General features: G+C 70.1%; 21 protein-coding genes. 9 read left to right on the top strand and 12 right to left on the bottom strand.

The genetic code is table 11. From position 1 onward, the window contains the following. Positions 1-3: 3 nt before the first annotated feature. The 4 genes from AAF430_11045 to AAF430_11030 form a co-directional block, all read right to left on the bottom strand. On the bottom strand, positions 4-834 hold the full coding sequence (locus AAF430_11045) for an SCO family protein (protein ID MEM7410761.1): 831 nt from the start codon (positions 832-834) through the stop codon (positions 4-6). After that, the gene (locus tag AAF430_11040; protein ID MEM7410760.1) at positions 831-1,652 is read right to left on the bottom strand and encodes a hypothetical protein; all 822 of its coding nucleotides are present in this window, start codon (positions 1,650-1,652) and stop codon (positions 831-833) included. Before AAF430_11040 ends, AAF430_11045 begins: the two co-directional genes overlap by 4 nt. Continuing rightward, positions 1,627-2,646: an aldo/keto reductase gene (locus tag AAF430_11035; GenBank protein MEM7410759.1), complete on the bottom strand. Its 1,020-nt coding sequence runs from the start codon at positions 2,644-2,646 to the stop codon at positions 1,627-1,629. The genes AAF430_11040 and AAF430_11035 overlap by 26 nt, the downstream gene beginning before the upstream one ends. Positions 2,647-2,725: 79 nt before the next feature. Continuing rightward, on the bottom strand, positions 2,726-3,058 hold the full coding sequence (locus AAF430_11030; protein MEM7410758.1) for a hypothetical protein: 333 nt from the start codon (positions 3,056-3,058) through the stop codon (positions 2,726-2,728). Positions 3,059-3,249: 191 nt separating this feature from the next. On the opposite strand from AAF430_11030, the gene AAF430_11025 reads away from it, so the two are divergent. Genes AAF430_11025 through AAF430_11010 form a run of 4 tightly spaced genes read left to right on the top strand, consistent with a single transcriptional unit; the run spans position 3,250 to position 8,744 of the window. Next, a complete protein-coding gene (locus AAF430_11025; GenBank protein MEM7410757.1) occupies positions 3,250-4,947 on the top strand; it encodes a hypothetical protein in 1,698 nt (565 codons plus the stop codon). 1 nt (position 4,948) lies between these two features. Next, positions 4,949-7,033, top strand: a complete 2,085-nt coding sequence (locus tag AAF430_11020; protein ID MEM7410756.1) for a glycosyltransferase — start codon at positions 4,949-4,951, stop codon at positions 7,031-7,033. Further along, positions 7,033-7,848, top strand: coding sequence for a class I SAM-dependent methyltransferase (locus tag AAF430_11015; GenBank protein ID MEM7410755.1), 816 nt, complete (start codon positions 7,033-7,035; stop codon positions 7,846-7,848). The genes AAF430_11020 and AAF430_11015 overlap by 1 nt, the downstream gene beginning before the upstream one ends. Then, positions 7,845-8,744 carry a glycosyltransferase gene (locus AAF430_11010; GenBank protein ID MEM7410754.1) on the top strand — a complete coding sequence of 300 codons (900 nt, stop codon included), beginning with the start codon at positions 7,845-7,847 and terminating at the stop codon, positions 8,742-8,744. Before AAF430_11015 ends, AAF430_11010 begins: the two co-directional genes overlap by 4 nt. Here AAF430_11010 and AAF430_11005 read toward each other — a convergent pair. The 3 genes from AAF430_11005 to AAF430_10995 form a co-directional block, all read right to left on the bottom strand. Next, a complete protein-coding gene (locus tag AAF430_11005) occupies positions 8,715-9,926 on the bottom strand; it encodes a glycosyltransferase family 4 protein (GenBank protein MEM7410753.1) in 1,212 nt (403 codons plus the stop codon). The two genes, AAF430_11010 and AAF430_11005, sit on opposite strands and share 30 nt — an antisense overlap. Further along, the gene (locus tag AAF430_11000) at positions 9,926-11,308 is read right to left on the bottom strand and encodes a sugar transferase (protein MEM7410752.1); all 1,383 of its coding nucleotides are present in this window, start codon (positions 11,306-11,308) and stop codon (positions 9,926-9,928) included. Before AAF430_11000 ends, AAF430_11005 begins: the two co-directional genes overlap by 1 nt. Positions 11,309-11,414: 106 nt before the next feature. Then, positions 11,415-12,281, bottom strand: coding sequence for a WecB/TagA/CpsF family glycosyltransferase (locus tag AAF430_10995; protein MEM7410751.1), 867 nt, complete (start codon positions 12,279-12,281; stop codon positions 11,415-11,417). A gap of 107 nt (positions 12,282-12,388) precedes the next feature. Between AAF430_10995 and AAF430_10990 the strand changes: the two genes are divergently transcribed. Genes AAF430_10990 through AAF430_10980 form a run of 3 tightly spaced genes read left to right on the top strand, consistent with a single transcriptional unit; the run spans position 12,389 to position 17,457 of the window. Next, positions 12,389-13,570 carry a hypothetical protein gene (locus tag AAF430_10990; protein ID MEM7410750.1) on the top strand — a complete coding sequence of 394 codons (1,182 nt, stop codon included), beginning with the start codon at positions 12,389-12,391 and terminating at the stop codon, positions 13,568-13,570. Beyond that, positions 13,567-15,873 carry a hypothetical protein gene (locus tag AAF430_10985; protein MEM7410749.1) on the top strand — a complete coding sequence of 769 codons (2,307 nt, stop codon included), beginning with the start codon at positions 13,567-13,569 and terminating at the stop codon, positions 15,871-15,873. The genes AAF430_10990 and AAF430_10985 overlap by 4 nt, the downstream gene beginning before the upstream one ends. A gap of 18 nt (positions 15,874-15,891) precedes the next feature. Continuing rightward, complete coding sequence (locus AAF430_10980; protein MEM7410748.1) at positions 15,892-17,457, top strand: carboxyl transferase domain-containing protein; 1,566 nt, start codon at positions 15,892-15,894, stop codon at positions 17,455-17,457. Here the strand turns inward: AAF430_10980 and AAF430_10975 are convergent. After that, positions 17,454-19,463 carry a hypothetical protein gene (locus AAF430_10975; protein MEM7410747.1) on the bottom strand — a complete coding sequence of 670 codons (2,010 nt, stop codon included), beginning with the start codon at positions 19,461-19,463 and terminating at the stop codon, positions 17,454-17,456. The two genes, AAF430_10980 and AAF430_10975, sit on opposite strands and share 4 nt — an antisense overlap. Positions 19,464-19,607: 144 nt before the next feature. Between AAF430_10975 and AAF430_10970 the strand changes: the two genes are divergently transcribed. Further along, positions 19,608-21,617, top strand: coding sequence for a CehA/McbA family metallohydrolase (locus tag AAF430_10970; protein MEM7410746.1), 2,010 nt, complete (start codon positions 19,608-19,610; stop codon positions 21,615-21,617). Continuing rightward, entirely contained in the window at positions 21,614-22,627 is a 1,014-nt protein-coding gene (locus AAF430_10965; protein MEM7410745.1) for a glycosyltransferase family 2 protein, read from the top strand. Before AAF430_10970 ends, AAF430_10965 begins: the two co-directional genes overlap by 4 nt. A 112-nt stretch (positions 22,628-22,739) precedes the next feature. Here the strand turns inward: AAF430_10965 and asnS are convergent, their stop codons facing one another. The 4 genes from asnS to AAF430_10945 form a co-directional block, all read right to left on the bottom strand. Continuing rightward, positions 22,740-24,131, bottom strand: coding sequence for an asparagine--tRNA ligase (gene asnS, locus AAF430_10960; protein MEM7410744.1), 1,392 nt, complete (start codon positions 24,129-24,131; stop codon positions 22,740-22,742). 50 nt (positions 24,132-24,181) lie between these two features. After that, positions 24,182-24,649, bottom strand: a complete 468-nt coding sequence (locus AAF430_10955; GenBank protein ID MEM7410743.1) for a hypothetical protein — start codon at positions 24,647-24,649, stop codon at positions 24,182-24,184. Beyond that, entirely contained in the window at positions 24,621-25,154 is a 534-nt protein-coding gene (locus AAF430_10950; GenBank protein ID MEM7410742.1) for an archaeosortase/exosortase family protein, read from the bottom strand. Before AAF430_10950 ends, AAF430_10955 begins: the two co-directional genes overlap by 29 nt. 119 nt (positions 25,155-25,273) lie before the next feature. Beyond that, positions 25,274-26,527 (bottom strand): VCBS repeat-containing protein, encoded by a 1,254-nt coding sequence (locus tag AAF430_10945; GenBank protein MEM7410741.1) that lies wholly within the window; start codon positions 26,525-26,527, stop codon positions 25,274-25,276. Positions 26,528-26,770: the final 243 nt, after the last annotated feature.

Raw genomic sequence — 26,770 nt, 5'->3', positions numbered from 1 at the left:
TGCTCAAGAGGCGGGCGTCGCGCGCAAGAGCTCGCGGACGTCGCGCTGCAGCTCTTCGGGCGTGTGCCGGGTGCCGAGGTAGCGCCGCGCGATCCGTCCCTGGCCGTCGATCAGGAAGGTCGCGACGGTGTGGTCGATGTCGCCGTCGGCCGAGCGCGTCGACCCGACTCCGTAGGCGCGGACCACGCGCGCGACCTCGGACTCCGGACCCGTCAAGAACCACCAACCCGGATCGTCGATGCGACGCGACGCCTGGTACGCCTGCAACACCTCGGGCGTGTCGAAGGCCGGATCGAGACTGATCGAGACCGAACGCACGCGGCTGCGTTCGTCGGCGCGGAGCCCCTCGCGGGTATCGGCGTGGATTCCGGTCAGAATGGGACAGGGTCCCGGGCAGCGCGTGAAGATGAAGTCGAGGAGCACCGGCTGCCCCGCCAACGCGTCGAGGGTCAGCGTGCCGCCCCGCGACGCGGCGAGCGCAAACGCAGGAGCGGGTTCGGAGGCGGCCGCCAGCGGAGGACGGTCCGGGATCTCACCCGACGAGGTCGTCTCCGGGGCGTCGAGAGCCACGATCTCGTAGCGAGTGCCGTCTTTGCGCAGGCGGAACTCGACGAACTGGCCTGGCTCGAGGTCCTCGAGCGACACCGCCGGGGCGACATCGAAGCTCATCGTCATGGCGGGCATCAGCCCCTCGATGTCGCCGTGTTCGATCTTGACCTGTCCCTCGTCGGCGAAGACCTCGCGCACGACGCCGGAAGCCGACCACTCGTCGCCGGCCCCGCACGCCCACGCCATCGCGATCGCGACCACTCCCACCCAGCGTCGATGCTTCAAACTCCGAGCTCCCGGAAGAAGCGCTCTTCGAGCTTCTCCGCGTCCATGCGGTAGACGCGTTTCAGCGCGCGGTCGAGATTGCGCTTGCGAATCAGCTCGGCGAGGAACTGCGAGAGTTTGCGCTCGCCGTGATGGCGGTTCAGGTAGTCGATGAGGCCGTACGACTGGAGGTAGGCGATCTGAGCGGCGCGCGGAGCGAACCCTCCGAACGCGGGAGTGTTCAACGTCGCGAGCGGCGGCAGCTCGCCCGAGCGCGCCAACGCCGCGAGCACGTCGCGCTCGCGCGAACTCAGCCCGCGCTTGCCGGTCACGCGCGCCTCGAACCACTCGGCGGTTCCCTCGTTCACCCAGCCCGGGAGCAGCAGGCTCGGCGCCGCCGCGTCCAGCGCCGCGTGAACCAGTTCGTGGTGCAGCACCCGCGAGAGGTCGTCGGTCATGCGCGTGGCGCCGCGAATGCGGATCACGCCGTGATAGAAACCCGCTGCCGGAAAACGAAACAGACCGCGGTAGGTGTGATCGAAGGCGCCGGGGTCGTAGACGACCACCTCGATCAGACGGTTCGGGCGCAGCCCGAGCCAGCGATCGACCGATTCGTAGGCGCGTTCGAGATCCGCGAGCACCTGCTGTTCGAAGCGCCGCGAGCCGTGGAAGCCCCCGGCCTGATCGATGTCCACGTCCTGATAGAGGACGAAGTGCGCGGAACGACGTTCATCGAAGTCGCCGTCGGCCCCCCGGCCCTGGGCCGAAAACGCCGGCAGCAGCAGCGCCACCGCGATCGCGGCCGCAACCCGACTAGCCGAGCGGATACGGAATCTCATGGGCCAGAGCATCACACGCCGCGAGGACGTCGTCGGGAAGCGTCACCTCGGCGGCAGCGAGATGCGCGTCCAACTGGGAAGCGTCGGTGACGCCGATCAGGGTCGAGCCGAGGAAGTCGCGCGTCAGGGTCCAGGCGATTGCGAGGGTCACCGGGTCGAGACCGGCTTCCTTCGCGATCTCACCCACCCGAAGCGTCGCCGCTCGCGCACGATCGCCCAGGAAGCGCTTGACCATCGCCTGGGTGCGCGGGCTGTGGTCCTTGTAGCGGGTGAAGCGCGCCCCCTCGGGCCACGCCTCCCCGTCGTACTTCCCCGACAGCACGCCGGCTGCGAGCGGGCTGTAGGCCAACAACCGGACCGACTCGTCGCGACACACCCGCGCCAGCTCGTCCTCGAAGCGGCGGTTGATCAGGCTGAAGTTGTTCTGGATGGTGTGATAACGGACGGTGCCGTGGCGGTCCGCCATCCACAGGCTCTTGGTGAGCCCGTAGGCCGTTTCGTTGCTGCACCCGATCGCGCGGATCTTGCCTTCGTCGACCAGGCGATCGAGGGCCTCGAGGGTCTCTTCGACGGGCACGTTCCCGTCGGGCCAGTGGGTCTGGTAGAGATCGATGTAGTCGGTTCCCAACCGCCGCAGGCTGCCTTCGACCGCGCGCTCGATGTGGTGGCGATCGTGGGCCGTGGTGCCCGAGCGCACCGGGCCGCGAAACCAGCCGCCGCCCGGGCCCGCCACCTTCGTCGCGAGGATCACCGCATCGCGGGGGCGGTCGGCCAGCCACTTGCCACAGATGCGTTCGGACTCGCCGACGTAGCTGGCGTCGGGCGGGACCGGGTAGATCTCGGCGACGTCGACGAAGTCGACACCCGCGTCGAACGCCTGGTCGAGGCAGCGCAGCGATGCGGCCTCGTCGGCCATGCTGCCGAAGGTCATCGTTCCGAGGCCGATCTCGGAAACGACCAACCCGGACTTTCCCAGCGGACGCCGACCGATCATGCACACTCCTCCGCGGTTGGCGTCGGAGTGTATCAGGCGGGCTGGGGGCGTCGCCCGACGGGCGCGGGGCGGCTGGGTGCTAGTAGGCACCCATCGTGAAGAAGGTCAGCGCGCCCTGCATGGCGAGACGCAACAGCTCTGCCATCTCCTGGGCACTCTTCTGGGCCGCGGCCTGGTCCGGACAGAGACGCGCGTGTCGGTCTTCGACCGCGTCGATCTGCGCCTCGAAGCGCTCGACCCACATCTCGTTCCCGAGCTCGGCAGCGCGATGCATCATCGAGTCGTAGTGCACGAGCTGTTGCGCGATGCTGATGCAGACGGCCGGGTTGCGCTGCCGCGCCTGCTGCGCGTGAGACGCTCCCGCGAGCATCAAGATGGCCGTCAAGGCCGCGAGACAGGTGGCAAGGCGCATGCGGACCCTTCCTCCACAGTGGGTGTCCTTGTATCGGCGCTCCCGGCCTGCGGGTGTAGCCTTCGTGCCGCGCTCCCCACCCGATTCCGCCGTCGCCGACAGACGTCTCCGGCCACAGCAAAGGCGCCTGCGCCCCCACGAAGACGCAACTTCCCCTCAATCGGGGCGTCGGCGGGACCGATCTGGAACTCATGGACGCTCGCTGGCGCTGGCTCGCGGCCGGGGTGTTGCTCCTCGGGTGCTTCGCTCTGCGGGTGGCGGCCGTCTACACCACGGCCTTCAACTGGGACGAGTTCGCGCTGCTCGATGGAGCCGCGCGCAGTGCCTTCGGCGGCGCCCTCCACAGCGGCGGCCACGCCGGGCTCCCCGAGACCCTGCTGATGCCCTGGGTATCGGCGTGTCTCGACGAGATCCACACCGCCCGTGGCGCCCGCCTGGCCTGGCTCGTCCTCACCTGGACCGCCCTGGCCGGGCTCTTCGTCGCGCTGCGGGAGCTCTTGCCCGAAGGGCCGACGCGCACGGTCGACGCCGCGCTCGGGACGGCGCTGCTGGGCGCGATTCCCGTGTTCCTGGAATGGTCGCTTCAAATTCGAACCGACCAGATCGCACTCTGCGGTGGGACCTGGGGGATCGCGGGACTGCTGCTCTCCCGCCGCCGTCCGGTCTTTGCCGTGCTCGCCGGGATCGCTTTCGGCATGGGCTTCATCGGCAGCCAGAAGCTCGGCTACCTCGCCGCGCTCGGGCTCGTGCTCGCCGCCGGAGACCTGCTCGTCCACGCCGATCTCCGGCCGAAACGCGAGGCCCTGCGTCTGGCGATCGCGGGCGCCGCAGCCGCAGCCATCGTGGTCGGCTGGCGGCTCTTCGTGCTCGCGGCCTTCGAGGTCCCCGCACACCACTCGGCGCGCGCGGCGATCGCTCCGAGCACGACCGCGGGCTATCTGAACGCCTTCGACTTCTACCGTGCGACGATCGGCTACTCCCAGTACCGCACGGCCGCCGGCAGCTTCCTGCCCCACTTCGTCGGGCTGGCCGCGATGCTCGGCGTGAGCCTGGCAGTCCCGCGAGCGCGTTCCCGTCGGCTGGCGCTCGCGTGGGTCGTCCTGGCGTTGGGTCTCGCGGTGGCGAGCTTCCATGCCGCCGCCTTCGCCTACTTCCTGATGACCCTCGGCGTCTTCTTCGCGGTCGCGCTCACCCTCGCGATCCCGAGCCTGCGCCGCGCGGCAGAGACGTGGCCCGAGCTCGGACACGTCGCGCCGGCCGTCGCCTGGGGCGCCCTGGCCCTGGCTGCCGGGCTACACACGGCCGGTGCCCTGCGCGACACCCAGTTGGTACAGGCCGAGAGCCTGCGCTTCGTGCATCGCAACTTCGCGCCGGAACGCGCCGGCTTCCATCCGGAGAAGGCGCTCTTCTGCGGCGTCGATCAACCCTTGGGCCTGTGGTTCTCCCAGCGCATCTACCGCGCCTTCGAGGGACCCGACAAGGTCGGAAAGACCGCGCGCCTGCTCGAGAGCTTCCGCACCGAACCGATCCACTATCTGGTCCAGTCCTTCCGCCTGAACCAGTTCCCCCTCGAGATCCGCCAGTTCTGGGCCGACCACTACCAGCCCTACCGAAACGCCGTGTTCGTCGCCGGACGCCAGCTCCGCGGCGAACGCGACGAGACGACTTCGATCGGGCTGATCGTGCCCGGGCTCTACCGCTGGCTGCCCGCTGGCAGCGCCGCCCCGGTGTGGGTCGGGGAGACCCGCGTCGGAGCGGGCGAGATCGTCTCTCTCGCTGCGGGCGATCACCCGGTTCGCTTCGAAACCGACGGCACGCGGGGTGCCCTGATGCTCGCCGTCGACGATCCGCCCGGGCCCGCACCGCTGGCGTTCTACAAGTCGTACTGAGATGGCCCAAACGCCGGCGAAACCCGACGCGCCCCTGATCTTCATTCATGGGATCTACCCGCGGTGCGGCACGAATCTGCTGTCTCGGCTGCTCCGTCTCCACCCCGACTGCTCGGCGCCACGCCCGGTCTGGGAAGATCATCTCCTCTCGCATTCCGCTCACCTGGATCGCTATGCGCGTGCGGTCAGCCAGGATTGGAACCCGGCCTGGGGCGATCTTCGCGAGATCCGCGCCGACCTCCTTCGGGGCCTGGGCGGGGGGATCGCGCGTTTCCTGGCCGAACGCGCCGAAAGCCCCCGCGTCGTGACGAAGACCCCGCGCGTCCTCGAACTCGCACGCTTCGCGGAGCTGTTTGCCGACGCACGTCTGCTGATCGTGGTGCGCGACGGAAGAGCGGTCGTGGAGTCGGGTTCGCGCTCCTTCGACTGGTTTCGCGAGACCGCCACGCGCGGTTGGCGAGATGGAGCCCGCGAGATCCGCCGGTTCCTCGAGGCGCCGGGATCGGCACAGGGACGCTTCCAGCTGGTGCGCTACGAGTCGCTCGTGGAGGACCGGGAGCGAACGCTCCGCTCCCTGCTCGACTTCCTGGACCTCGATCCCGACGTGTTCGACTTCGAGAAGGCCGAGACCCTCGACGTCGTCGGCTCTTCGGACCTGCGGCGGCGCCGCGAGGATCGCGTGCACTGGCAGGGGGTCGCCACACCCGAGAACTTCGACCCGCTCGAACGCTTCCAGCACTGGACGCCAGGCCAGCACCGTCGCTTCAACTGGCTCGCACGCGGCGCGCTCCGCGACTTCGACTACCTGCCCGTGGGCGTTCCCGAAGTCTTCGGGCAGCGCGCCTGGAACCGTCTGCTGGACGCGGGATACCGCGTCGTCGAGCCCGTGCGACCGCTGCGACGGGCGCTCCGGCGCTGGAAGCACCGGCCCGCCGAGCCGAGCACCCTGCTGCTCACCAACTTCGTCCCGCCCTACCTGATGTCGCTCTACCGGTCGCTTGCGGAGCGTCTTCCGGGTTTCGAGCTGCTGCTCTCGACCCCGATGGAGGCGAACCGGCCTTGGCGGTTCGAGACCGGCGACCTAACGGTGCACGTCCAGCGCACCTGGACCCTCGAACGGCGCTGGCGGCATCCCCAAGGCTTCGAAGAAGGCACCTACTTCCACCTTCCGGTCGACACGCTGCCGCTGCTCTTCTCGCGCCGACCCACGAGCGTCGTCTCGACCGAGTTCGGAGCCCGCACGCTCCAGGCCGTCGTGTACCGTCTGCTCCGACGCGAATCGCGGCTGATCATCTGGGCCCTCGTCACGGAGATCACGGAGGCCGGACGCAGCCCCTTCCGGACCTGGATCCGCCGCGCGATGCTGCGCTGCGCCGATGCCGTGGTCGTGAGCGGATCGAGCGGCGCACGCTACATCGAGAGCCTCGGCTATCCCGCGGAACGCATCTGGCAGATGCCGCCATTCGCCGCAGTGCGCCCGCCGCGCGCGCGCCGACGCGCGATGCCGAGTGCCACGCTGAAGCTCTTGTACGTGGGTCAGCTGGTCGAACGCAAAGGCCTCGGCCCGTGGATCGAAGCGCTCGCGCGCTGGTGTCGCACGCACCCGGAGCGCCGCGTCCGATTCACGGTCGTCGGGGACGGACCCGAGCGGGACCGCCTCGCCGCCCTGCCGACACCGGACTCCCTCGAGGTCGCGTTCGTCGGCAACACCGAGTACGCGGACCTCGGCCGCCACTACGATCGGGCCGATGCACTCGTCTTTCCCACCCTCGCCGACGAATGGGGCGTCGTGGTCAACGAGGCGTTGCTACATGGCGTGCCCGTCCTGGGGAGCCGAAACGCCCAGGCCGTGGAGGACCTCATCGAGGAAGGCGTCCACGGGTGGACGTTTCGCCCTGACGTGACACCCGAAGTCGACGCCGCGATCGATCGTGCATTGAACGCCTCGCCGGAGGAGCGCAGCCGAATGCGCCAGGGCTGCCTCGCCCAGGCCACGCGCTTCGACCCGGAGATCGTCGCCCGGTCCCTGCTCGACGCGATCACAGGCACTCCGAACGAAGCCCGTGCGCCGACCGGAGACCGGTGATGGGCGCCTCGCCGTGTCCGCTCTGCGGAGCCCCCGCACCGCCCGCGTTTCGCCTCGCACACGGAGACACCCTCCGCTGCCGCCGCGCCAGCTGCGGTCTCGAGTTCTGCGCCCCGCAGCCGGATGACGCGGCGCTCGACGCGCACTACCGAACCCTCTACTACCCCGAGAGCGGCACCGGGCTCATCGAAGACAGCCCCGACGCCGTGGTCCGCAGTCTCTCACGACACCTGGGACGACGACCCCAGCGCGCTGGCCGAACGCTCCTCGACTTCGGTTGCGGCACGGGGCGGCTGCTGCGCGCCGCGCGCGAAGCCGGGTACGAGGTGCTGGGCGTCGAGGCCGATGGTGTGGCCCGCGAGTTCGCGGAGCACGCTGCGGAGGCCGTCGTCCATGAGACGCTGGACGCACTGCGCGCCACAGAGGGCTCCGCGCGCTTCGATGTCATCGTCCTGTGGCAGGTCATCGAGCACCTGCGCATGCCCTGGAAGACCCTCGCCTCCCTGAGCGACCTTCTGACCGAAGGCGGCGAGCTGCTGATCGGGACGCCGAACGCGCGCGGACTCAAGGCGCGCCTGCTGAAAGAGCGCTGGGAGAATCGGACGAACCCGACCCACCTCTACTATCTCGACGCGACCTCCCTGAGGGCGCTGCTGCTGTCCGCAGGCCTCGACCAGATCCGCCGGGTCTCCCTTCCCGTCGACTATCCCCACCACGGACCAGCGCGACGCGTGGTGCAGCGGCTCTTGCGCTTCGCCGGGCTCGACGGAGACCTCATCATGACTGCGCGTCGCGCCGCGGGCCCCAGCGCATGAACGCCGCGAAGCCCGAGCGCCAGTCGGTGGCGATCTGCATCGCCACCCGTGAACGACCCGAGTCGCTGCAGACCCTGCTGACCTCGATCGCCGCCCTCGAGATCGACGACGCGACGACGGAACTTCTCGTCGTGGTCGCAGACAACGACGAGAGGGGCTCCGCCCGAGACGTCTGCGACGACGCGACGCGCTGGCTCGGATACCCGCTTCGCTACGTGCACGAGCCGCGCCCGGGAATCCCGATGGCGCGCAACGCGTCCTTGTCTCCGGTGGCGGGGAAGGTCGACTGGATCGTCTTCGTCGACGACGACGAGATCGTGCCCGGCCACTGGATCGCCGCCCTGTGCGCGACCCAGACGTCGACCCAGGCCGACGTCGTGACCGGTCCGGTGCGCGCGGTCTACGCCCATCCTCCGCCGCGATGGTGGAGCGATGCCGGTTTCCACGACACACCGGAGCATCCCGAAGGAAGCGTCCGCAGCGTCGCGTATACCCACAACACCCTCGTCCGCGCCGCACGGCTCGGACCGATCGGACCCTGGTTCGACGAGCGACTCCCCAGCGGAGAAGACGTCGCCCTGTTTCGCTCGCTGGTGAAGGGCGGCGCAACGATCGTCTGGTCGCGCGAGGCCTTCGTGCAGGAGTCCGTGACGCCGAACCGGGTTTCGTGGCGCGGCATGTTGCGACGCGGTTGGCGTGAGGGGGTCGCCCTGGCGCGCGTCGCGCGCTGGTACGAGGGAGCGTCCCGCCTCGAGGCGTTCTACGGAGGATTGCTGCGCGCGGGCTGGAACGCGGCGCGGGCGATCGCACCCTACCCCGCGCCCCTGGGAGAACGCGCGCGCGCCCTGCGCAGGGTGAGCACGGGCCTAGGTCGCTGCTTCGGCGCGATCTTCTGACGGTCTCGCCGCCGCGCGGCGCTGCTGCATCGCGGCGCGATACAGGCCCTCGAGACGCTCCCGTCCGCGGGCCGGAGCGTGACGCTCGAGGTAGCGTTTTCGTGCGGCCGTTCCGCATGCGAGCAGGGTTTCTCTCGACTCCAGGAGTCGGCGACACGCGCCCGCGACCGCGTCGGGCGCACACGCGGAATAGAGCACGCCGCCGTCGCCGATGAGTTCACGCATCGCCCCGCCGTCCCAGGCGACGACGGGCCGTCCCGCCGCCAGCGCCTCGACCGCCGCGAAGGGCGAGATCTCGTACCAGCGCGAGGGCACGACGACGAAGGCCACCCGACGCAGCAGCTCCTTCACCTCGTCGCGCGAGCGCCGACCGAGCAACTGGACGTGTCCCAGCGACTTCGCGCGCTCGCGAAGCGCCTCGTGCGCGGGGCCGTCGCCGGCGATCCACAGGGGCGCGTCGAGCGATCGCCACGCGTCGATCAGCAGGTCGACCCCCTTCTCGGGAGAGAGCCGGCCGATGTAGGCCGCTCCCGTGCCCGGCGGCGACGGCGGCCCCGGATCCTCGACGACGTAGGGCACGACGTCGGCGCGGGTCGGATCGACTCCGGTGGCCACGAGTCGATCGCGAGCAAAGGCCGTGGGCAGAGCGTAGCGGTCGACCCGGGTGTCCCAGGTTCCGAGCCGACGATGCAGCTGGGTCGCTTCGGCCCAGACCGCCGTTTGCAGGCGCGACCCCCGGTAGCAGCCGTGGCGGACCGCGTTCCAGGCGCGATTCCCGACGCAGTCCTCACAGACGCGACCGTCCCGGAGCAGGAATCCGTTCCCGCAGGCCAGGCGATAGTTGTGGAGTGTCTGGACGACCGGGACACCGCGTCGGTGGAGAGCGGTATGCAGCGCCCCCGAGAACACCGGAAAGAAGTTGTGCACGTGGGCGACGTCGATGGGCCCCGACCTGAGCATCGCGGCGACGCGCCGTTCACTCTCGGGATTCCAGCGGGCACGCGCGGCCGCCCGGAGCGCCCCACCCGTGCGTCCGCCGATCTCGTCCCGGTTGTCGACGAAGCAGGTGCGAACCTCGTGACCCGCTTCCTGCAGGAGACGCACCTCGGTGTCGACTGCCGTGTCCTCGCCGCCACGGTGGAGATAGCGATTGTGAAACACCGCGACCCGCAGTCGCTCCACTAAAACGCCCCCCGCCGCGACCACACCGCGCCGACGGTGCGCAGCAGGATCGAAGCATCGAGCGCCAGCGAGCGGTTGCGGATGTAGTAGAAGTCGTACTGGAGGTTCTCGTGCATCGGCAGATCCTTGCGCCCGAGGATCTGCCAGAGGCCGGTGATGCCGGGCTTCACCGTCAGTCGCCGCTCCTGCCACTCGTCGTACTGTTCGACCACGAAGGGCATCTCGGGTCGCGGGCCCACCAGGGACATCTCCCCGCGCAGCACGTTCCAGAGCTGGGGCAGCTCGTCGATGCTCGTGGCGCGGAGCCAACGACCGAAATCGGTGATGCGGGTGTCGTCCGCGTCGCGCGGGGCGACCGCGTAGGGCTCTGCGTCCTCGGCGAGGGTGCGCAGCTTCCAGAGCTGGAAGCGTCGACCGTCCTGACCGACCCGCTCGTGGACGAACCAGGGCGATCGCACGCCTTCGCCGCGCAGGCGCAGGACGGCCCAGGCAAGGATCGGGGCAGCGGCCAGCAGCCCCAACGTGGCGCCGACTGCGTCGAAGGCGCGCTTCAAGGGTGCGTATCCGGCGTGTACGCGCTCGCGCCCCAGGCGCACGAGCGGCAGATCGTCGATCAGGTCGAGCTGGGTTCCGGCCGTGAGCACCTCGAAGAGGTTCGTGACCACGCGGAACGTGATGCCGAGGTCCTCGCAGGCGAGCACCAGCGACAGCATCCGCGAGTGCCCGAGCGAGGGCTCGGCGACGAGGATCTCGTCGATGCGATGGCCGACGGCGACGCTGCGGACGTCGTCGATGTGACCCAGCACCGGGCGGCCGGCGACGTCCTTCTCCCCGGGAACCTCCTCGCGGCCGAGGAAACCGACGACGTCGTAGCCGTCCTCGGGATGGTCCTGGAGCTTCTGGAGCAACCGGATCGCCGGGACGCCCGTCCCGACGATCAGTACGCGCAGGTCCTGATCCCCGGAGCCCCGCAGCCCGCGCTCGAGGCGGTGGAAGAACCAGCGGCTCCAACCCTGCAGCGCCAGGTTGAACGCCGCGCTGGTGAGCACGACCAGACGCCCGAAGTGGAGCTCCTTCATGAAGAAGGACGTCGAGGCGAGGACGAGCAGACCGAGCGCGGCGCCGCGCAGGAGCTTCTGGAACTCGTCGACGCCGGTGCTGAGGCGCGAACTCTTGTAGATGCCGAACCACCAGCAGGTCGCGAGCCAGGGCAGCACCACCAGCGGCAAGGCGCGGAGGTAGTCGCCAAAGGCGTTGATCGGTCGCCCGAGCGAATCGTCGAGCGCCGACCGCACGGCCCATGCGGCCAGCCAGCTCACCGAGACCAGCAGCGCATCGGTCGCGACGTGCAGCACCCGCACTTCGCGCAACCCCAGCTTCATCGTTCCCCCGCGAGACGTCGCTACGCGCATCGGCCAGCCAGCCCCTCGGCTTGAGGCAGGGGGGCCGGGAACCCCCCGTTCCTGCGAGGAATTTCGGGCTGACGGCTCAGGCGCGGGAGACTTCTGCACGCGCGCGGCGCAGCTGCTGGGAGATCCGCCAGGCGAAGCGCGGGTTGTGCCAGAGGTAGCGACGCCAGAGCCGGCGCGGCTCGCAGGCCAGGCGGAAGGCCCATTCGAGGCCCGCACGCTGGAGCCACGCCGGAGCCTGGGCCTTCTCCCCGGCGAGGAAGTCGAAGGCGGCCCCGACACCGACCAGGGCGCAGGACAGGGACTCGCGATACACGGACATCCAGCGCTCCTGCTTCGGACAGCCGAGGCCGACGAAGAGCACCTGCGCGCCCGAGTCCTCGATGTCCTGCACCAGTTCCGTGTCGGGAGCGGTCGGCGCCGGCGCCCAGGCCGGGCTGTGGGCGAAAGCGATCTCGAGGGCGGGAAAGCGCTGCTTCAACTCCTGGCAGAGGGTCTCCAGCACGGCGGGCGTGCCGCCCAGGAACCCGACGGGAACGCCGCGGCGCTCGGCTTCGGCGCAAACGACGGGAGTGAGGTCCGGGCCGTACACGCGACTCGCATCGGGAATGCCGAGGGCGCGCAGCGACCACACGAGGGGCACCCCGTCGGGTGTGACCAGTTCGGCGTCGTTCACGACGCGGCGAAAGCCCGGGTCGTCCCAGGCTTCCATCACCATGTGGACATTCGCGATGCAGCTCATGCCGCCGCCCGTCTCGGCCATCTCGAGAATGCGTTCGGTCGCCTCGAGGTAGTCGGTCGCGTCGACGCGCATGCCGAGCAGGTGGCGATGGCCACGCGCAGCCGGGCGCGCACCGCGCTCGGGCTTTCGCTCCCGGTCCTGCGTGTCCCCGTTGCGCTCGAGCGCGGGGCCGACCGGTTCGATGGGTTCCTCGACGGGGTCCATACCGTGTTCATCGGTGCGAATGCCCCCCGTCTGTACTCACGAACACGCAGGCAGGTTGCCTAAAGCCTCGCCCGTCGGTGCCGATGAGGGTCTCAGAGAGGAGCCGCGTGTCCGTTCTTGCTCGAACGTTGCCGCCGCACGGGAAGGCCCGCGGCCCCGGGTGCTGGGTCGTCGTCGCGTGTGTGGCGTCGATCGCCTGCGCCCCTGCCGAGCCCGAAACGCGTTGGCACGAGAGCGCCTGGGCCGCGTCGCGCCCGGCCCTCGTCGCGTTCCTCGAGGAGCTCGCGACGCTCTCGGACACACGGATCGCGCGCGAGGCCCGCACCGCACTCGGCGCGCTGCCCGACTGCCCGGTGCTCGGCGCGCGGGCGCCCGCCGGCGATCCCGTCCCCGGTCTCGAAGCGCTGGCCTGCCTCGCGCCCGACGATCCGCTCGGCCAGGAGGTCGCCGACGCGGCCCTGGTCTTCCAGTGGGCCCAGTCGCCCGCCTGGCGTCTGCGTGGCCGCGGCGTGCGCGACGCCGAGGGTTGGAAGTTCGAAGCGCGTTGGGAGGACCCGCCGAGCGCGGGTCCCCTCGCGCTGCTCGTTCCCAGCACCCGCGCACCCGGGCCCGATCGCCTGGCGGCGTCGGGACGGCTCGTGCACCTGCGCATGCGGCCCGAAGGCGGACTCGATCTCGCGGCCCTCGCACCGCCGGGCAGCCAGGGCGATCGGCTCTTCCGTCTGCGGAGTGGGCTGTTCGCGGCCGCGATCCTGGCCGGCGACTTCGAGGCGGCGATCTATGAGCCCGAGTCCGACGGCGACGCTCCGCGGGTGGCGATCGCGCTGGGCATCCGTTCGCGCGCGACGGCCGCGCCCGCCGTCGAACGCTTCGTCGCGGACCTCCGCACCACCTGGTCGGTGACGCCCAGCCCCCTCTCGACACCGCAGGGCGACGGCGCCTGCCTGCTCGGACTGCGGCTGCTCCCCGAGTTCGCTCCTTGCTACGTCACCGGAGAAGAGGCGCTCTGGGTGTCCTGGAATCCGGCGAGTCTGCGCCAGGCGATCGCGACGCCCGCGTCCACCACCGCGTCTCGGGATGTCGGCCGCGCGTCGCTCGATCTGCGCGCCATCGAGACGACCGACGCGCTGCTGGCGCGCGCGAGCGGCGTCGAGGGAGCACCGACCCCGCTCGACTGGCCCTGGGAGCACGCCGAACTCGAACTCCAACGCGCCGAGGACGGCGTGCAGATCGGGCTCTCGCTCCGCACGGCGAACCCGCCGCCGGTCGCAGCCGCGGTGCATCGATGAAGCGCGTCGCGCTCGCCATCGGCGTCTTCCTCACGGCCGCCGGAATCGGTTTCGTCTCCGTCGAACGCGCGCGGGAGCAGTGGATCGTGATCGAGGCCTGCGAAGCCGCGCAGCAGGGACGGATCGAGCACGCCCTCGCACTGACCGAGGAGCGGGTCGGATCCGACGACACCGGGCGCGCCGCCGGCGAGTGTCGCTGCCACGCGCTGCTGCGCGCGGGCGACACCGAGGCCTGCATCGCGCTCCTCGAAACCCTCGTGGACGACCCCGAGGATTGGATTCCCCAGCCGGGCCTGAGCGATCTGCTCTTGCAGCGGTGGGGGGAAGTCGGTCGACACGAGGAGGCGCGGAGTCTCGCCATCTCACTCGCACGCGCCCACCCGGAAGAGCCCTTCCTGCTGCAGCGAGAGCTCGAGGCGCGTGTCGTCCTCGAACCCGAAGCGAAGGTGCTCGCCGACCTCCAGTCGCGACTTCCCGAACGCGGAAACGCCGCCGCGCGCACGCGCGTTCTGATCGCCCAGCGCCACCTGATGCGCGGCGATGCTCCCTCGGCCATCGCCCTGCTGTCCGGACCGTTCCCCCCCGAAGCCGAGAACGCCCTCGGGCTGTGGCACGACACCCTGGGCACGGCCCACGCCATGAACGACGATCTCCCGGGCACCCAGCGCGCCTACGACGCCTGGCGCGCCGCCGGCGGCGATCCGGCCGAGATCTCGGCGCGCTACCTGTTGGCACTCAGCACCTCGGGCCTGCACGACACCGAGATCGACCTGCTGGCGGCGTTTCGGACGGCGCTCGCCGACCCGAGGATCCAGGCCGACGCAGCCCTCGCCGAGTCTCTGGCCGTGCGCCTGCTCTACACCCTCGTCGCCGCGGATCGAGCCCAGGAAGCCCTCGCCACCTACGACGCCCTGGCCGGTCACGTCCCCCTCGACGGCGTCAGCCGCGACGAGATCGAACGGGCCGACCTCGGTCGGCGACTCTCGGAAGCGCCCGAAGAGGCGCGTGCGGGACGTCTCCAGTTCACGCTCCCCGCGGAACTCGCCGGCGGCACGCTGCTCGTGAGCCCCGCCCCGGGCGCAGCGCCCGACGCGGACTACGAAGCGCGAGGGATCCAGGCCGGTGTACAGATCCGCGTCGAGCGACCGCTCGCACTCGCGCCGACCCGCTGGGTGGCGCGCGATCGTGAGGGTCACACCCGCGCGTCGGGCACCCTCGTCCCTCGCCCGGGCGACACCCTGGGCGTGCGCGTCGAGACGATGGCGTCTGCCCCTTCGCCTCCCGACGTGCCCGAACGCGCGCGCGGGCGCGACGGACGACGTCGGGTTGCGCTCCTGCTGCTCGACTGCGGGGACTGGGCCATCAGCCAATACCTGCGGACGCGCGGCGACCTGCCGGTCTGGGATTCCCTGCTCGCCGGCGGCCATCGCGCAGTGCTCGACAGCGATCCCCCGCTCACGGCGGCCGCCCTCGAAGCGCTGGTGTGGCCGGGACGTCGCAACGAGACCTCGCTGGTCGGCACGGTCTACCGGTACGGCGTCGAACTCGCCGGACTCGAATCCATCGGGACGAATCCCTTCGAACCGCTCGGCTGGTTCCTGCCCGAGAGCCGCGACCTCTTCGAGACGCTCGGCGCGGGAGAACTCCGCGTCGCCAACCTGTTGCTCGCCCACGGCGGGGTTCGCGCCGGTCGACACGGCATCGTGACGGGACCCGAGGGCCGTACCGAAGCACTGGCCCTGGGCGCTTCGCGTCGGCCGCTCCGGGCCGACGAGCGTGCTCGCTTCCCGACCCTCGCCTCCCTCGATGGCTCGGACCTGCATCACGTGGAGACGATCGCGGCCGAGTTCGACGCCGCGGAATCACTCCTGCGGGAAGGCCGCCTCGACGTACTCGCGATGCGGATCGAACCGCTCGATCTCCTGACCCACGCCCACTTCGGAGAAGCCGTCCGCGCGGGCCAGGACGACGGGAACGCCCTGCTCTTCTCCGTCTACCGCTACATCGATGGGCGCCTCGGCGCGCTGCTCCCCACCCTCGACGCCGACGACGTGCTGATCGTCGCCTCGGACCACGGCATCCGCACCGCGATGGAGCACGACCGTCCCGCCCTCTTCGTCGCCCAGGGCGAGGGCGTTCCGGTCGGCCGCGCTCCGGGCCAGCCGAACCTGCGCGGCATGGCGCGCGTGATCGCCAACTTGACCCAGGTGGAGACCGACTGGCCCGAGACCGGGATCGCACTCTGGAGCGGGGAGACGCGCGTCGCCGAGGGAGACGCGAGCCCGGAACCCGACGAAGGCTGATCGCGTATCTTCCCGCGCATGTCGTGGGAACCCGAAGTCGATGCCATTCGAGAACGCCGCCGGAGGGCCCTGGAGCTGGGCGGCACGGAAGCGGTCGCGAAGCAACACGCGCTCGGCCGCTGGACGGTTCGCGAACGCATCGATGCACTCGTCGACGCGGGCAGTTTCCGAGAACAGGGGCCGATCGCCGGGCACGCCGAGCTCGACGAACGCGGCCAGCTGCGCGACTTCGCGCCGGCGAACTACGTGCTCGGGAGCGCCCGGATCGAATCGCGGCCCTGCGTGGTCGGCGGCGAGGACTTCACCCAACGCGGCGGTTCACCCTCGCCGGCCGGTCTGCGCAAGAGCGTATTCGCCGAAGATCTCGCGCTTCGTCAGCGCGTGCCCCTGATCCGCTTGCTGCAGGGCGGCGGCGGCAGCGTCGCCGGGACCCGCGGCAAGGGACCGAAGCGCGGCGGCGGAGGCGAAGGCATGGCCAGCGCCCGGCACCGCTTCAAGTCGATCGCCGATTGCATGGCCCAGGCGCCGGTCGTGTCGGCCGCGCTGGGTGCGGTCGCGGGTTTGCCCGCGGCACGCCTGGTCGCCTCCCATTTCGCGGTGATGACGAAGGACACCTCCCAGGTGCTGGTCGCGGGGCCGGCCCTGGTAGAGCGCGCCCTGGGCGAGAAGCGTGACAAGGAGACCCTCGGTGGCGCGAAGGTCCACGCGCGCAGCGGTGTCGTCGACTACGTGGCGAAGGACGAAGCCGAGACCTTCGAGGTGATCCGACGCTTCCTGTCCTACCTGCCGACGAACGTATGGGAGAGCGCGCCGCGGGTGGCCTGCGACGACGATCCGAACCGCATCGAGGAATCGCTGCTCGGCTGGATCCCGCGCGATCGCCGCAAGATCTACGACGCGCGCAAGCTCGTGCGTTCCGTGGTCGACCGCGACTCCACCCTCGAGCTGGGCGCGGGCTACGGGCGGTCACAAGTGACCCTGCTCGCCCGGCTCGCCGGTCAACCCGTCGGCGTGTGGGCGAACGACCCGCGCTTCTATGCGGGGTCGATGACGGCCGACGGCGCGCGCAAGGTGCGCCGCTTCGTCGAGCTGTGTGACAGCTTCGGCCTACCCGTGGTCGCCTTCGTGGACGAGCCCGGCTTCATGATCGGCAGTGACGCCGAGCAGGCGGGCACGATCCGCTATGGCGCCGAGGCCATGTTCGCGGTGGTGCAATCGACCGTGCCCTGGGCGTCGGTCATCGTGCGCAAGACCTACGGCGTCGCGGCCGCGGCCCACTTCGCGCCCGACGCCCGCATCTACGCCTGGCCTTCCGCCGAAGGCGGGGCGCTGCCCATCGAAGGAGGCGTGGCCGTGGCCTTCCGAAGGGAGATCGAGAACGCCCCCGACCCGGACGCGCGGCGTCGCGAGCTCGAAGCCCAGTTCGCCCAGGCGCGTTCGCCGTTTCCGCGGGCCGAGGGCTTCGGCGTCCACGACCTCCTGGATCCCCGGGAGACCCGTCCCCACCTGTGTGGATGGGTCGAAGAGATCCAGACCGCGCTCGCGGTGGAACGGGGGCCGCGCAGCTACCCGCTGCGTCCTTAGTCGCTGGCGGTTTCGGACTCGACCATCAGCACCGTGCGGTGGTAGGTCTCGAGATCGCTGAACGAGGCGAAGGGACGTCCCAGGGCGGCGTGCTCGTCGGGCAGCGGCAACGCCCCCGAGGCCGCCAGCATCCGCTTCACCGTCTCGCGCAGCGCGTCGACCCGCGAAGGCGCCTCGACCAGCCGCAGCGGATCGAAGCGATCCGCGCGCAGGCGGATCACCCGCAGCGTCTCGTTCGCGGTGGTCATCCAGTTGAGCACCACATCCACCAGGATCACCGGCTTCTGTCCGAGCTCGGAGACCGCTGCGACGGCGATGGCTTCCATCCGATCGAAGCGCACGAGCTTCTTCTGACCCTCTGCCGTCTGGATCTGGAGGCCCTCGTCGCGTAGCTCGACGGGGACGGCGAGGATCGCGTCGATCCCTCGATCGGGAAGGTCGAGATCGATCGCGTCGTTCATCGGCGCCGGTCGGGGCGCCGCCGCTTCACCCGTCTCGGCGTCGGGGGCACTCGCCGCAGGCGTGGGCGGCGCGACCGTCGCGGCCCGGGCCACTTCCTCCTTGCGCGCGGGCAGGACCTCGGCGAGCAGGCTCTCGAGGGCCTGACGCTCCCGCAGACCCAACTCGATGCTGCCGAGCGCACGCCAGGCCGCGACTTCCGCCACTTCGTGGTCGATGCCGCGGGCGGCCCGCGCGATGCGGGCCGCGACGTGGCGCGAGACGCTGTCGTCGGAACGCTCGAGCGCGCAGCGAAGCGCGGTGATCGCCGCCTCCTGCTCCTTGTTCTCGCGCAGCAAGAGCGCCATCGACACGAGGAAGGCGGGCTTGATCTCGCCGGGAATACCGTGCTGGGTGAGTTCACGCCAGTGATCGATCGCCGAGGTCGCGTGGTGCTGCTTCAGCTCGATGCGAATCACGTGCAGGAGTGCAGAAGGCGCCTCGGGGCGCCCGAGCTCGCGCAAGAGATCCGAGAGCAGGACAGCGCCCTCGTAGTGGTCGGGCTCCTCTCGGACCAGCTCCTCGAGGAGTTCGAGGGCTTCGCGGGGACGTCCGCCTTCCTGGGCGCGCAGGGCGCGCCGGAAGAGCGGGTGGCGCATGGCGACCGAGCCGGACACTTCGGTCCGGACCCCGTCGACCTTCGCGAAGCGGGCGACGATTGCGAAGGTCACACCGGCCACCGCGGCGCCGAGCAGGGCCCAGTACACGTCCGTACTCGCCGGCGCGGCGGTCTTCGTGAGCACATCGACCGACGTGAACGAGGCATCGCTGCCCAGCCACGGCGGCAACACCAACCAGGCAGTGCCCAAGACGAGGCCGACCGGGTAGAAGCCGTCGCGTGCGCGATCGGCGTAGCGCACGGCGAACGCGGCGAGCAGCCCCGCACACAGGGGTGCGGTCCCGACGAGACCCCAGCCCACCACCTCTTCGAAGGCGAAGCACCAGGCGGCGGCTCCGGCCGCGGTGATCCCCGCCAGGCTCGTCAGGTAGAGCGCGGGGCCGAGCGACCGTTCGAGGTAGAGCCCGAGGAAGATCAACAGGAAGGCGTTGCCCGCCAGGAACGCGAGGCTGGGATGGAGCCCGGGGTGGAGGAGCCAGGAGGGTGCGGGCCCGTCATCCGGCACGACGGCCACGCCCTGCGCCGGAAGCGCGCGAACGCCGCGCAATCCCGTGGCGACGTGATCGTCGAGAATCTTCTGGCGCCGCAACAGGATCGCGGGAGGCGTATCGGTCCACCCCTGTTGCGCGCGGCGCTGTTCGTAGTCGTCGCGGGCGCGCTCGAGCCACGCACGGTCGATGCGCGTGAGCAGGACCGAGCCGGGTTCGAGGTAGGGGTGCTGCGTCCAGTACTCGACCGCTGTGTCGAGCGCCTGGCTCGCCTCGGCGGTCACGACTTCTTGCTGGAGCTTCGCGTGGATCGAGAAACCCAGGCACGCGATCACCGCCAACCCCGTGAACCACGGAATCGGTGTCGCGTTTCTCGCAGGCGTGTTCTGGTCCGCCGCCATGAGGCTCCCTGGCCGCACCGGGGGAAGATGCGGATACGCTAGGACAACGGCCATCCTCACGTATCACTTGAGGTTTTCGGAAGCTCGAAGTGGCCGGCGAGCGACTCTGGGCCGGCTTCCCGACGCTATCCTGCTGAGTCCGAGATGCCCCCCTGCCCTGCCCACCGCCCGGGCGCTCCGATCGTCCGCCGCGTCCGTCTGGCGCTGGCCCTCTGCTGCGTTCTTGGCTGCTCGAACGAGACGGCCCCTCCGCCGACCGCTGGGCCCCCGTCCGGCGAGGCGACCCCGCTCGTCCGCGAGGGCCCGCCCGGCGCCCGTTGGGACGTCGTGGAAGTGCTGCGTGAGGGCGTGGACGCTCGCGCCCGCTTTCATCCGTCCGACGGGGGCGGAACCGCTCGACTCGAGCGGGACGAACAGACACCGCCCTATGCCCGGGTAGGAACCCCGGAACGCTTCCGTTTGATCTACGAGGCGGGTCCGCTCGGCATCGCCACCGGCGGTGCCGTCCTGCTCCAGGTTTCACCGTACTGGGGCTGGAGCACGCCCCAGGTCGACTACCCGTCGTTGCCGGGATACACGGTGATTCGAACGGTTCCCGACACCCTGCGCGTGCGCGCGGAGACCGCCGGAGAGGGCCTGCTCTCGATCACCATCACGGGACGCGCCCTCGCCCCCGGTGACCGGCTGGAAATCGACTACGGCGCGGAGACCGGAGCCGCCCTCCCCGATCGCTACGCGGAACGCGCGTCGACCTTCTGGTTCGGCGTCGACGGGGATGGCGACGGGGTTCGCAAGCTGATCGTCGATTCGCCGACCATCGACGTCCGCGCTGCTGCGGTGGCCCGGCTCCGGGTGACGGTGCCTTCGGTCGTGCGCCCGGGCGAAGCGTTTCCCGTCCGGTTGGCGTTGCTCGATGGCGCGGACAACGCGGGCGTCGAAGCGAGCGGGCCGGTGCACTTCGTCACGACGCCGACGGGCCTCGAGCTGCCGGAACGCGCGGTGTTCCGCGACGCGGATCGGGGCGTGGTGCGCGTGGAGGGCCGCGCTCGCACGGCGGGCACCTACCGCCTCCACGTCCGCTTCGAAGAGATCGAAGCCTGGAGCAACCCGCTGATCGTCGCGGAGAGCGGCCCGCGCATTCTCTGGGGCGACCTCCACGGACACTCGAACTTCTCCGACGGCACGGGCCGACCCGACGAGTACTTCCGCTACGCCCGGGACGTGTCTGGCCTCGATGTCGTCTCGCTCACCGACCACGACCACTGGGGCATGGAGCCGCTGGTCGAGTCGCCGGATCACTGGCAGGAGATCCAGGCCCAAACGAAGCGGTTCCACGACCCCGGCCGCTTCGTGACCCTGCTCGGCTTCGAGTGGACCAACTGGATCTTCGGGCACCGTCACGTGTTGTTCTTCGAAGACACCGGCTTTCTGGTCGACTCGGTCGACGAGAAGACCGACGAGCCGGGAGAACTCTGGGAGGCGCTCGATCCCGAAACCACCATGACGGTGGCGCACCACCCGGCGGGCGGGCCCGTCCCGATCGACTGGACGATTCCGCCGGACCCGCGCTTCGAGACCCTGGTCGAGATCGTTTCGGTCCACGGCAGCAGCGAAGCCGCGGACAGCCCCGGCCTGATCCGCAACGCCCGCGAGGGACACTTCGCGCGGGACGCCCTCGATCGGGGCTACCGGCTCGGCTTCGTCGGCAGCGGCGATCGCCACGACGGCCACCCGGGGACCTTCGAGCGCGACCCGGTGAACGGCGGTGTCGCCGCGATCCTCGCCGAGGAACGCACGCGCCCGTCGGTCCTGCGGGCCCTGCGCGAGCGGCGCGTCTACGCCACGAATGGGCCGCGCATCGTCCTGCGCGCCGCACTCGGCGGGACGGGCATGGGCAGAACCCATTCCCTCGGTCGCTTGGGAACCGAGGCATCGCTCTACGTCGAAGTGATCGGGACCGCCCCGCTCGAGCACATCGATCTCATTCGCAGTGGCGTGGTGTACGACCGCCTCGACCTGCCGGAAGGCGAGCGCGAGGCCCGTGTCCACCGACCCCTCGAAGGGCTGCGCGAAGGGGAGTACCTCTACGTGCGCGTCGTGCAGGTCGACGGCGGCGCGGCCTGGTCGAGCCCGATCTTCGTCGACGCCTCGTGACCGCGAGCACGCCGCGGGTGTCGGTGCTGATTCCGGTGCGCGACGCGGCCCCGACCCTCGGAAGCTGCTTGCGAAGCGTGCAGCGCCAGACCGAAGCCAACTGGGAATGCGTCGTGGTCGATGACGGCAGCAGCGACGCCAGTGCCGACATCGTCGCCGACTTCGCGCGGAGCGATCCCCGGATCCGGTCGCTGCGCGGCCCTCGCGAGGGCATCACGCCGGCGCTCAATCGGGGGCTCGACGCCTGCCGTGCCCCCCTCGTCGCGCGCCTGGACGCCGACGACTGGATGCACCGCGCGCGCCTGCGCCTCCAATGCGACACCCTCGACGGGGCGCCAGGCTGGGCGGGCGTCGGCTGCCACGTCCGATTGTTCCCGCGCCGCGCGCTCGGCCCCGGGATGCGCGCCTACGAGGAATGGCTTTCGGCGATTTGCACGCCCGAAGACGTGCGCCGCGAATCCACCGTCGAGTGCCCCCTGCCCCATCCGAGTCTGCTGTTGCGCACCGGGCTGCTGCGCGACTTCGGCTACCGCGACCGCGGCTGGCCGGAAGACTACGACCTCGTGCTCCGCCTGCTGGCAGCGGGGCACACCCTCGGCATCGTGCCGCGACGACTGCTCGGCTGGCGCCACGGTCCAGAGCGCTTGTCGCAGACCGACGTCCGCTACACGGCGGCGCGCTTCACGGCCTGCAAGGCCCGCTTCCTCGCCGACGGCTTCCTCGCGCGCGGCCAGACCTACCTCTTGTGGGGGTATGGCGGAACCGGTCGCGACCTCGCCCGCGCACTCGCGGAATGCGGGCGGCGCCCGGAACGCATCGTCGACATCCACCCCAGGCGCCTGGGTCAACGCATCGCAGACGCGCCGGTCGTGGCTCCCGCGCGGTTGGGCCCGCCAGGGCGCCTGCCCCTGATCGTTTCGGTCGCTGGAGCCGAGGCGCGTGCCCGGATTCGCGCCTTCCTGGCGCGCGCCGGGTGGCGGGAGGGCGCGGACTTCGTTTGCGCCGCCTAGCCGACTGGCGAAGGACCCATTCCCGCCGACACGCGGCGTCTTCCGGCCGCCTTCTTCGTTCCCGGAACACGCTCGCGTGGCTCGGTCCAGGATTCTTCAGCAACCTGCTAGCTCAGAACTCGGCGTAGCCCGGAACGCGCGGGAACGGAATCACATCGCGGATGTTCTTCATCCCCGTCATGAACTGGACGACGCGCTCGAAGCCGAGCCCGAAACCCGCGTGGGGCACGCTTCCGTAACGACGCAGATCCAGGTACCAGCCGTAGTCCGCCGGATCGAGCCCGGACGCGACGATGCGATCACGCAAGACGTCGGTTCGGTGCTCCCGCTGCGAGCCGCCGATGATCTCGCCCACCTTGGGCACCAGCACGTCCATCGCCCGCACCGTCTTCTCGTCGTCGTTCCGGTACATGTAGAACGCCTTGATGCTCGCCGGATAGTCGGTGACGATTAGTGGCCGTCCGACGTGCTCCTCGGCCAGATAGCGTTCGTGCTCGCTCTGGAGATCGACACCCCACTTCACCGGGAACTCGAAGTCCTTCCCTGATCGCTCGAGGACGTCGATCGCCTCGGTGTAGGTCATGCGCTCGAAGGGCGAGTCGATGATGTGCTCGAGCGTCGGCAGCACCGTGTCGTCGATGCGCTGGTTGAAGAAGGCGAAGTCCTCCGCGCAGCGATCGAGGGTTTCCGCGAGAACGTGCTTCAGGAACGCCTCGGCGAGGTCCATGTCGCCCTGGAGATCGCAGAAAGCCATCTCGGGCTCGACCATCCAGAACTCGGCGAGGTGCCGGCTCGTGTTCGAGTTCTCGGCGCGAAAGGTCGGACCAAAGGTGTAGACGCGGCTCAGGGCCAGCGCGCCGATCTCGGCTTCGAGCTGACCCGACACCGTGAGAAACGCCTGTCGCCCGAAGAAATCCTCGGACCAATCGACGTCTCCGGCGTCGTCGCGCGGCGGGTTCTTCGCATCGAGCGTCGACACGCGAAACAGCTCGCCGGCCCCTTCCGCATCCGAGGTGGTGACGATCGGCGTGTGGAGGTAGACGAAGTCGCGCTCCTGGAAGAAGCCATGAATCGCGTGAGAGACGGCGTTGCGTACGCGCAGTACCGCTCCCAGGGTGTTCGTGCGCGGGCGGAGGTGGGCGATCGTCCGCAGGAACTCGAAGGAATGCCGTTTCTTCTGGAGCGGATAGCCGTCTTCGACCGCTCCGACGAGCCGCACCTCGCGGGCGTGGAGCTCGAAGCGCTGCCCCTTTCCCGGGGAGTCGACGACCTCTCCCTCGACTTCGACGGCGCAGCCAGTGCCGAGCGTGCGCACTTCGCTCTCGTAGTTGGCGAGGCCGGGTTCGGCCACCACCTGGAGCCCGGCCATGCACGAGCCGTCGTTCACTTCCAGGAACGACACTCCCTTCGAGTGGCGGGTTGTGCGGAGCCAGCCCTGCACACGAACGGTGCCGCCAGCGGCCTCGCGTCCCAGCACCCCTTTCACCGAAACGACTTCGCTCAACTCTCGTCCCCCTCGCGCCAGCATATCCGCCGTGCCGAGGCGAGGCGAGATCAGGCCGAGTCAGGCGCCTCGGGCTCCTCCGGGGTTTCCCCCAAGGCGCGCAGCACGGCGTTCCCCACGAACTCGCGCGCGAGAATCGCCCACAGCACGAAGGGCAGCGCGTCGCAGACGATCGCGAGACTCGTGGGCAGGCTCCAGTCGGGCCCCTGCCTCGGCCCCAACGCGTTTACCACCAGGTGCGAGACGTAGATCAGCACCACGCCCAGGCCGAGCCGTCCCCAGCGCCGCGCGAGCTCCAAGCCGGGCGTGAGAATCATCAGCGCGATGAACGGCACGTAGTTGATGTACCGCTCGCGCGCGACTCCGCGAATGCTCTCGAGGCCGACGCCCTCGTAGATCCAATTCGCCGTCAGGCTGAAGAAGCGCCCGTAGTACTCCTTGCCGCCGATCCACCACAGCCAGGTCATGGGGATCGTGATGGCCAGGAACTTAAGCGTGAACCACAGGGCCCGTTTCATCGCGCACCACGTAGCGAACCCAGAGCAGCCAGAGTGCCGTGATCACCACGATCAGGGTGGCCTGCCAGAAGTACAGGTGCGCGAAGTCGAAGAGCGCGCGCGAGTAGCGGCCCACGATCACGAGCATCAGGATGCGGGTGAAGTTGAAGAAGAAGATGATGGGAACGCCAACGCCGATACCGATCGCGCGTTTCCGCCAGGTAGTGGCGAAGGCGAGCACCGCGGCCGAGTAGATCGCCATCTCGAGCAGCCCGAAGCACTCCGCCACGATCTCGACGCCGAACCCGTCATAGATCAAGACGTTCGAGTGGCGGGTCACCCGGTCGGTGAAGAGCGACATCAACCCGTACTCCAGGATCGCCGTGCCTTCCTGGAGCTTCAGGTGCACCGCGTCGGGAATGCGCAGCACGGCCGTGGAGAAGACCCAGAGGAAGAACAGGAAGCGCAACACGAAGCCTGCCAGGGCCACGCGCGGCGCCCCCCAGGATTCGCGCAGACGTTCCAACGACCTTTCCAGCACGGGAACAGCATACCGGTCCCGGTCCGGGGCGCGGAGACGGATCGCGAGCCGCCGCGAACGGGCCGCCAGGCGCCCGAACGCAGCGCTCTCGCGCGCTGGGAGGATCAGAAGGGTTGGACGTCGATCACCTGCCAGGCCGGCCCGGGGTGCAGGACGGAGACCCGGGCGGGAGCGTCCATCACCTCGGGCAACAGCACCTGGATCTCACTCGAGGTGGGGTCTTGGAGCACGATCTCGACCCCTGGCCCTCCGAGCAGGTCCATCGACCCGACGACCTGCCGGTCTTCGTCTCCGGGAGAGGCGGGAAGCGCGCGGTAGGCCTCGGCGCGCCCGGCTCGCAGGAACGCCACCCAGAGCCCCCCGGCGCGCTCGAGCAGCAGGTCCGGATCGCCATCTCCGTCGTAGTCCGCGACGTCGGGCAGGGTCCAGGCCGAGTCGAACCCCGCCGTGATCACGAAACCGCTCCGCGGCCCGTCGAGACCGTCGAGCTCCCACGCCGTGATGCGGCGTCGATTGCCGTAGCGATCGAACCAGACGAGCTCGGCGACGCCATCTCCCGTGAGGTCCACGACCGCTTCGAGCAAGGCGTTGTACGCCGCGGGCCAGGTCGCTTCGCGGACGAGCCGACCCTGCTCCCATCCCCACACCTCGACGCGGCCCGCGGAGAGATCCTGCCAGAAGAGTTCGTCGCGACCATCGCCATCGACGTCCGCCGCGCCGCCGAAGCGTGCATCGACCGGCCCCGAGGCTCGTCCGCCCGGCACGGGCTCGAGGCTGTTCGCGTCCCAGACGTCGAACTCGCCCGTCGCGAGGTTGCGCCAGACGAGATGCTCCCCGCCCGGCCCCAGATCCGCGCGACCGATCGGCCACCAGGGCGGCGCCGGGACCGTGACCGAAGTCGCGACGGTATCCGCGCGCGCCACGGGTCGCCGTTCCAGCCCTGCGCACGTCCAGCAGTAGAGCAGCCAGCTGCCGCCGGCATCGAACTGCGGCGCAGCCAGGATCACCAGCTGGTCGGAAAGCACCGACTCGGGCCCCACGCTGAACGTCCCGTTCGGTTCGTAGCGAAACGCCTGGACGGAAACGGCGATGCGCTCGCCCGGTACGACGGGAATCGTCACGCTCGGCGTCGTGCTGAACGACTCGCGAAGCGGCGTGGCATCGTTGCGCGACACCGAGACGAGGTAGCCATCGGGCTCCCCGCTGGCTTCGTCCCAAGCGAACGACACGGCGTCCACGCCGGTGCGATACTCGACGGCCGCTTCGACCGACGTCGCGATGATCCCCGCCCAGAAACCGACCGAAGCCACAAGGATCCGGTCGCGCAAGCGCCCCCAGCGCCCGCACGGCATACGCATGAAACCTCCCACCCGCTGTTCTGTTCCGGCATGTATCGGGGGTACACGCCGCCGTGTTCCAGGACCGTGATCAGAAGCAGCAGCGTCACCAGGACGCGAGAGCCAGAGCGGGTGTGGGCGAGGCGCACGCTAGAGCATCGTGCGCTCCGTGCTGGTGACGGCCGTCACGAACCGCGATGTCTTTTCGGTGAAGCCGCGGCTTCGCGGCACTTCCGAACGGCGTTTGCTGCGCCGGACGCGCGC

Source organism: Myxococcota bacterium, from assembly GCA_039030075.1.
Lineage (GTDB): Bacteria > Myxococcota_A > UBA9160 > UBA9160 > SMWR01 > JAHEJV01.
Note: the sequence above shows the minus strand (reverse complement) of the source record. Positions and strands in the feature narration are given on the sequence as shown.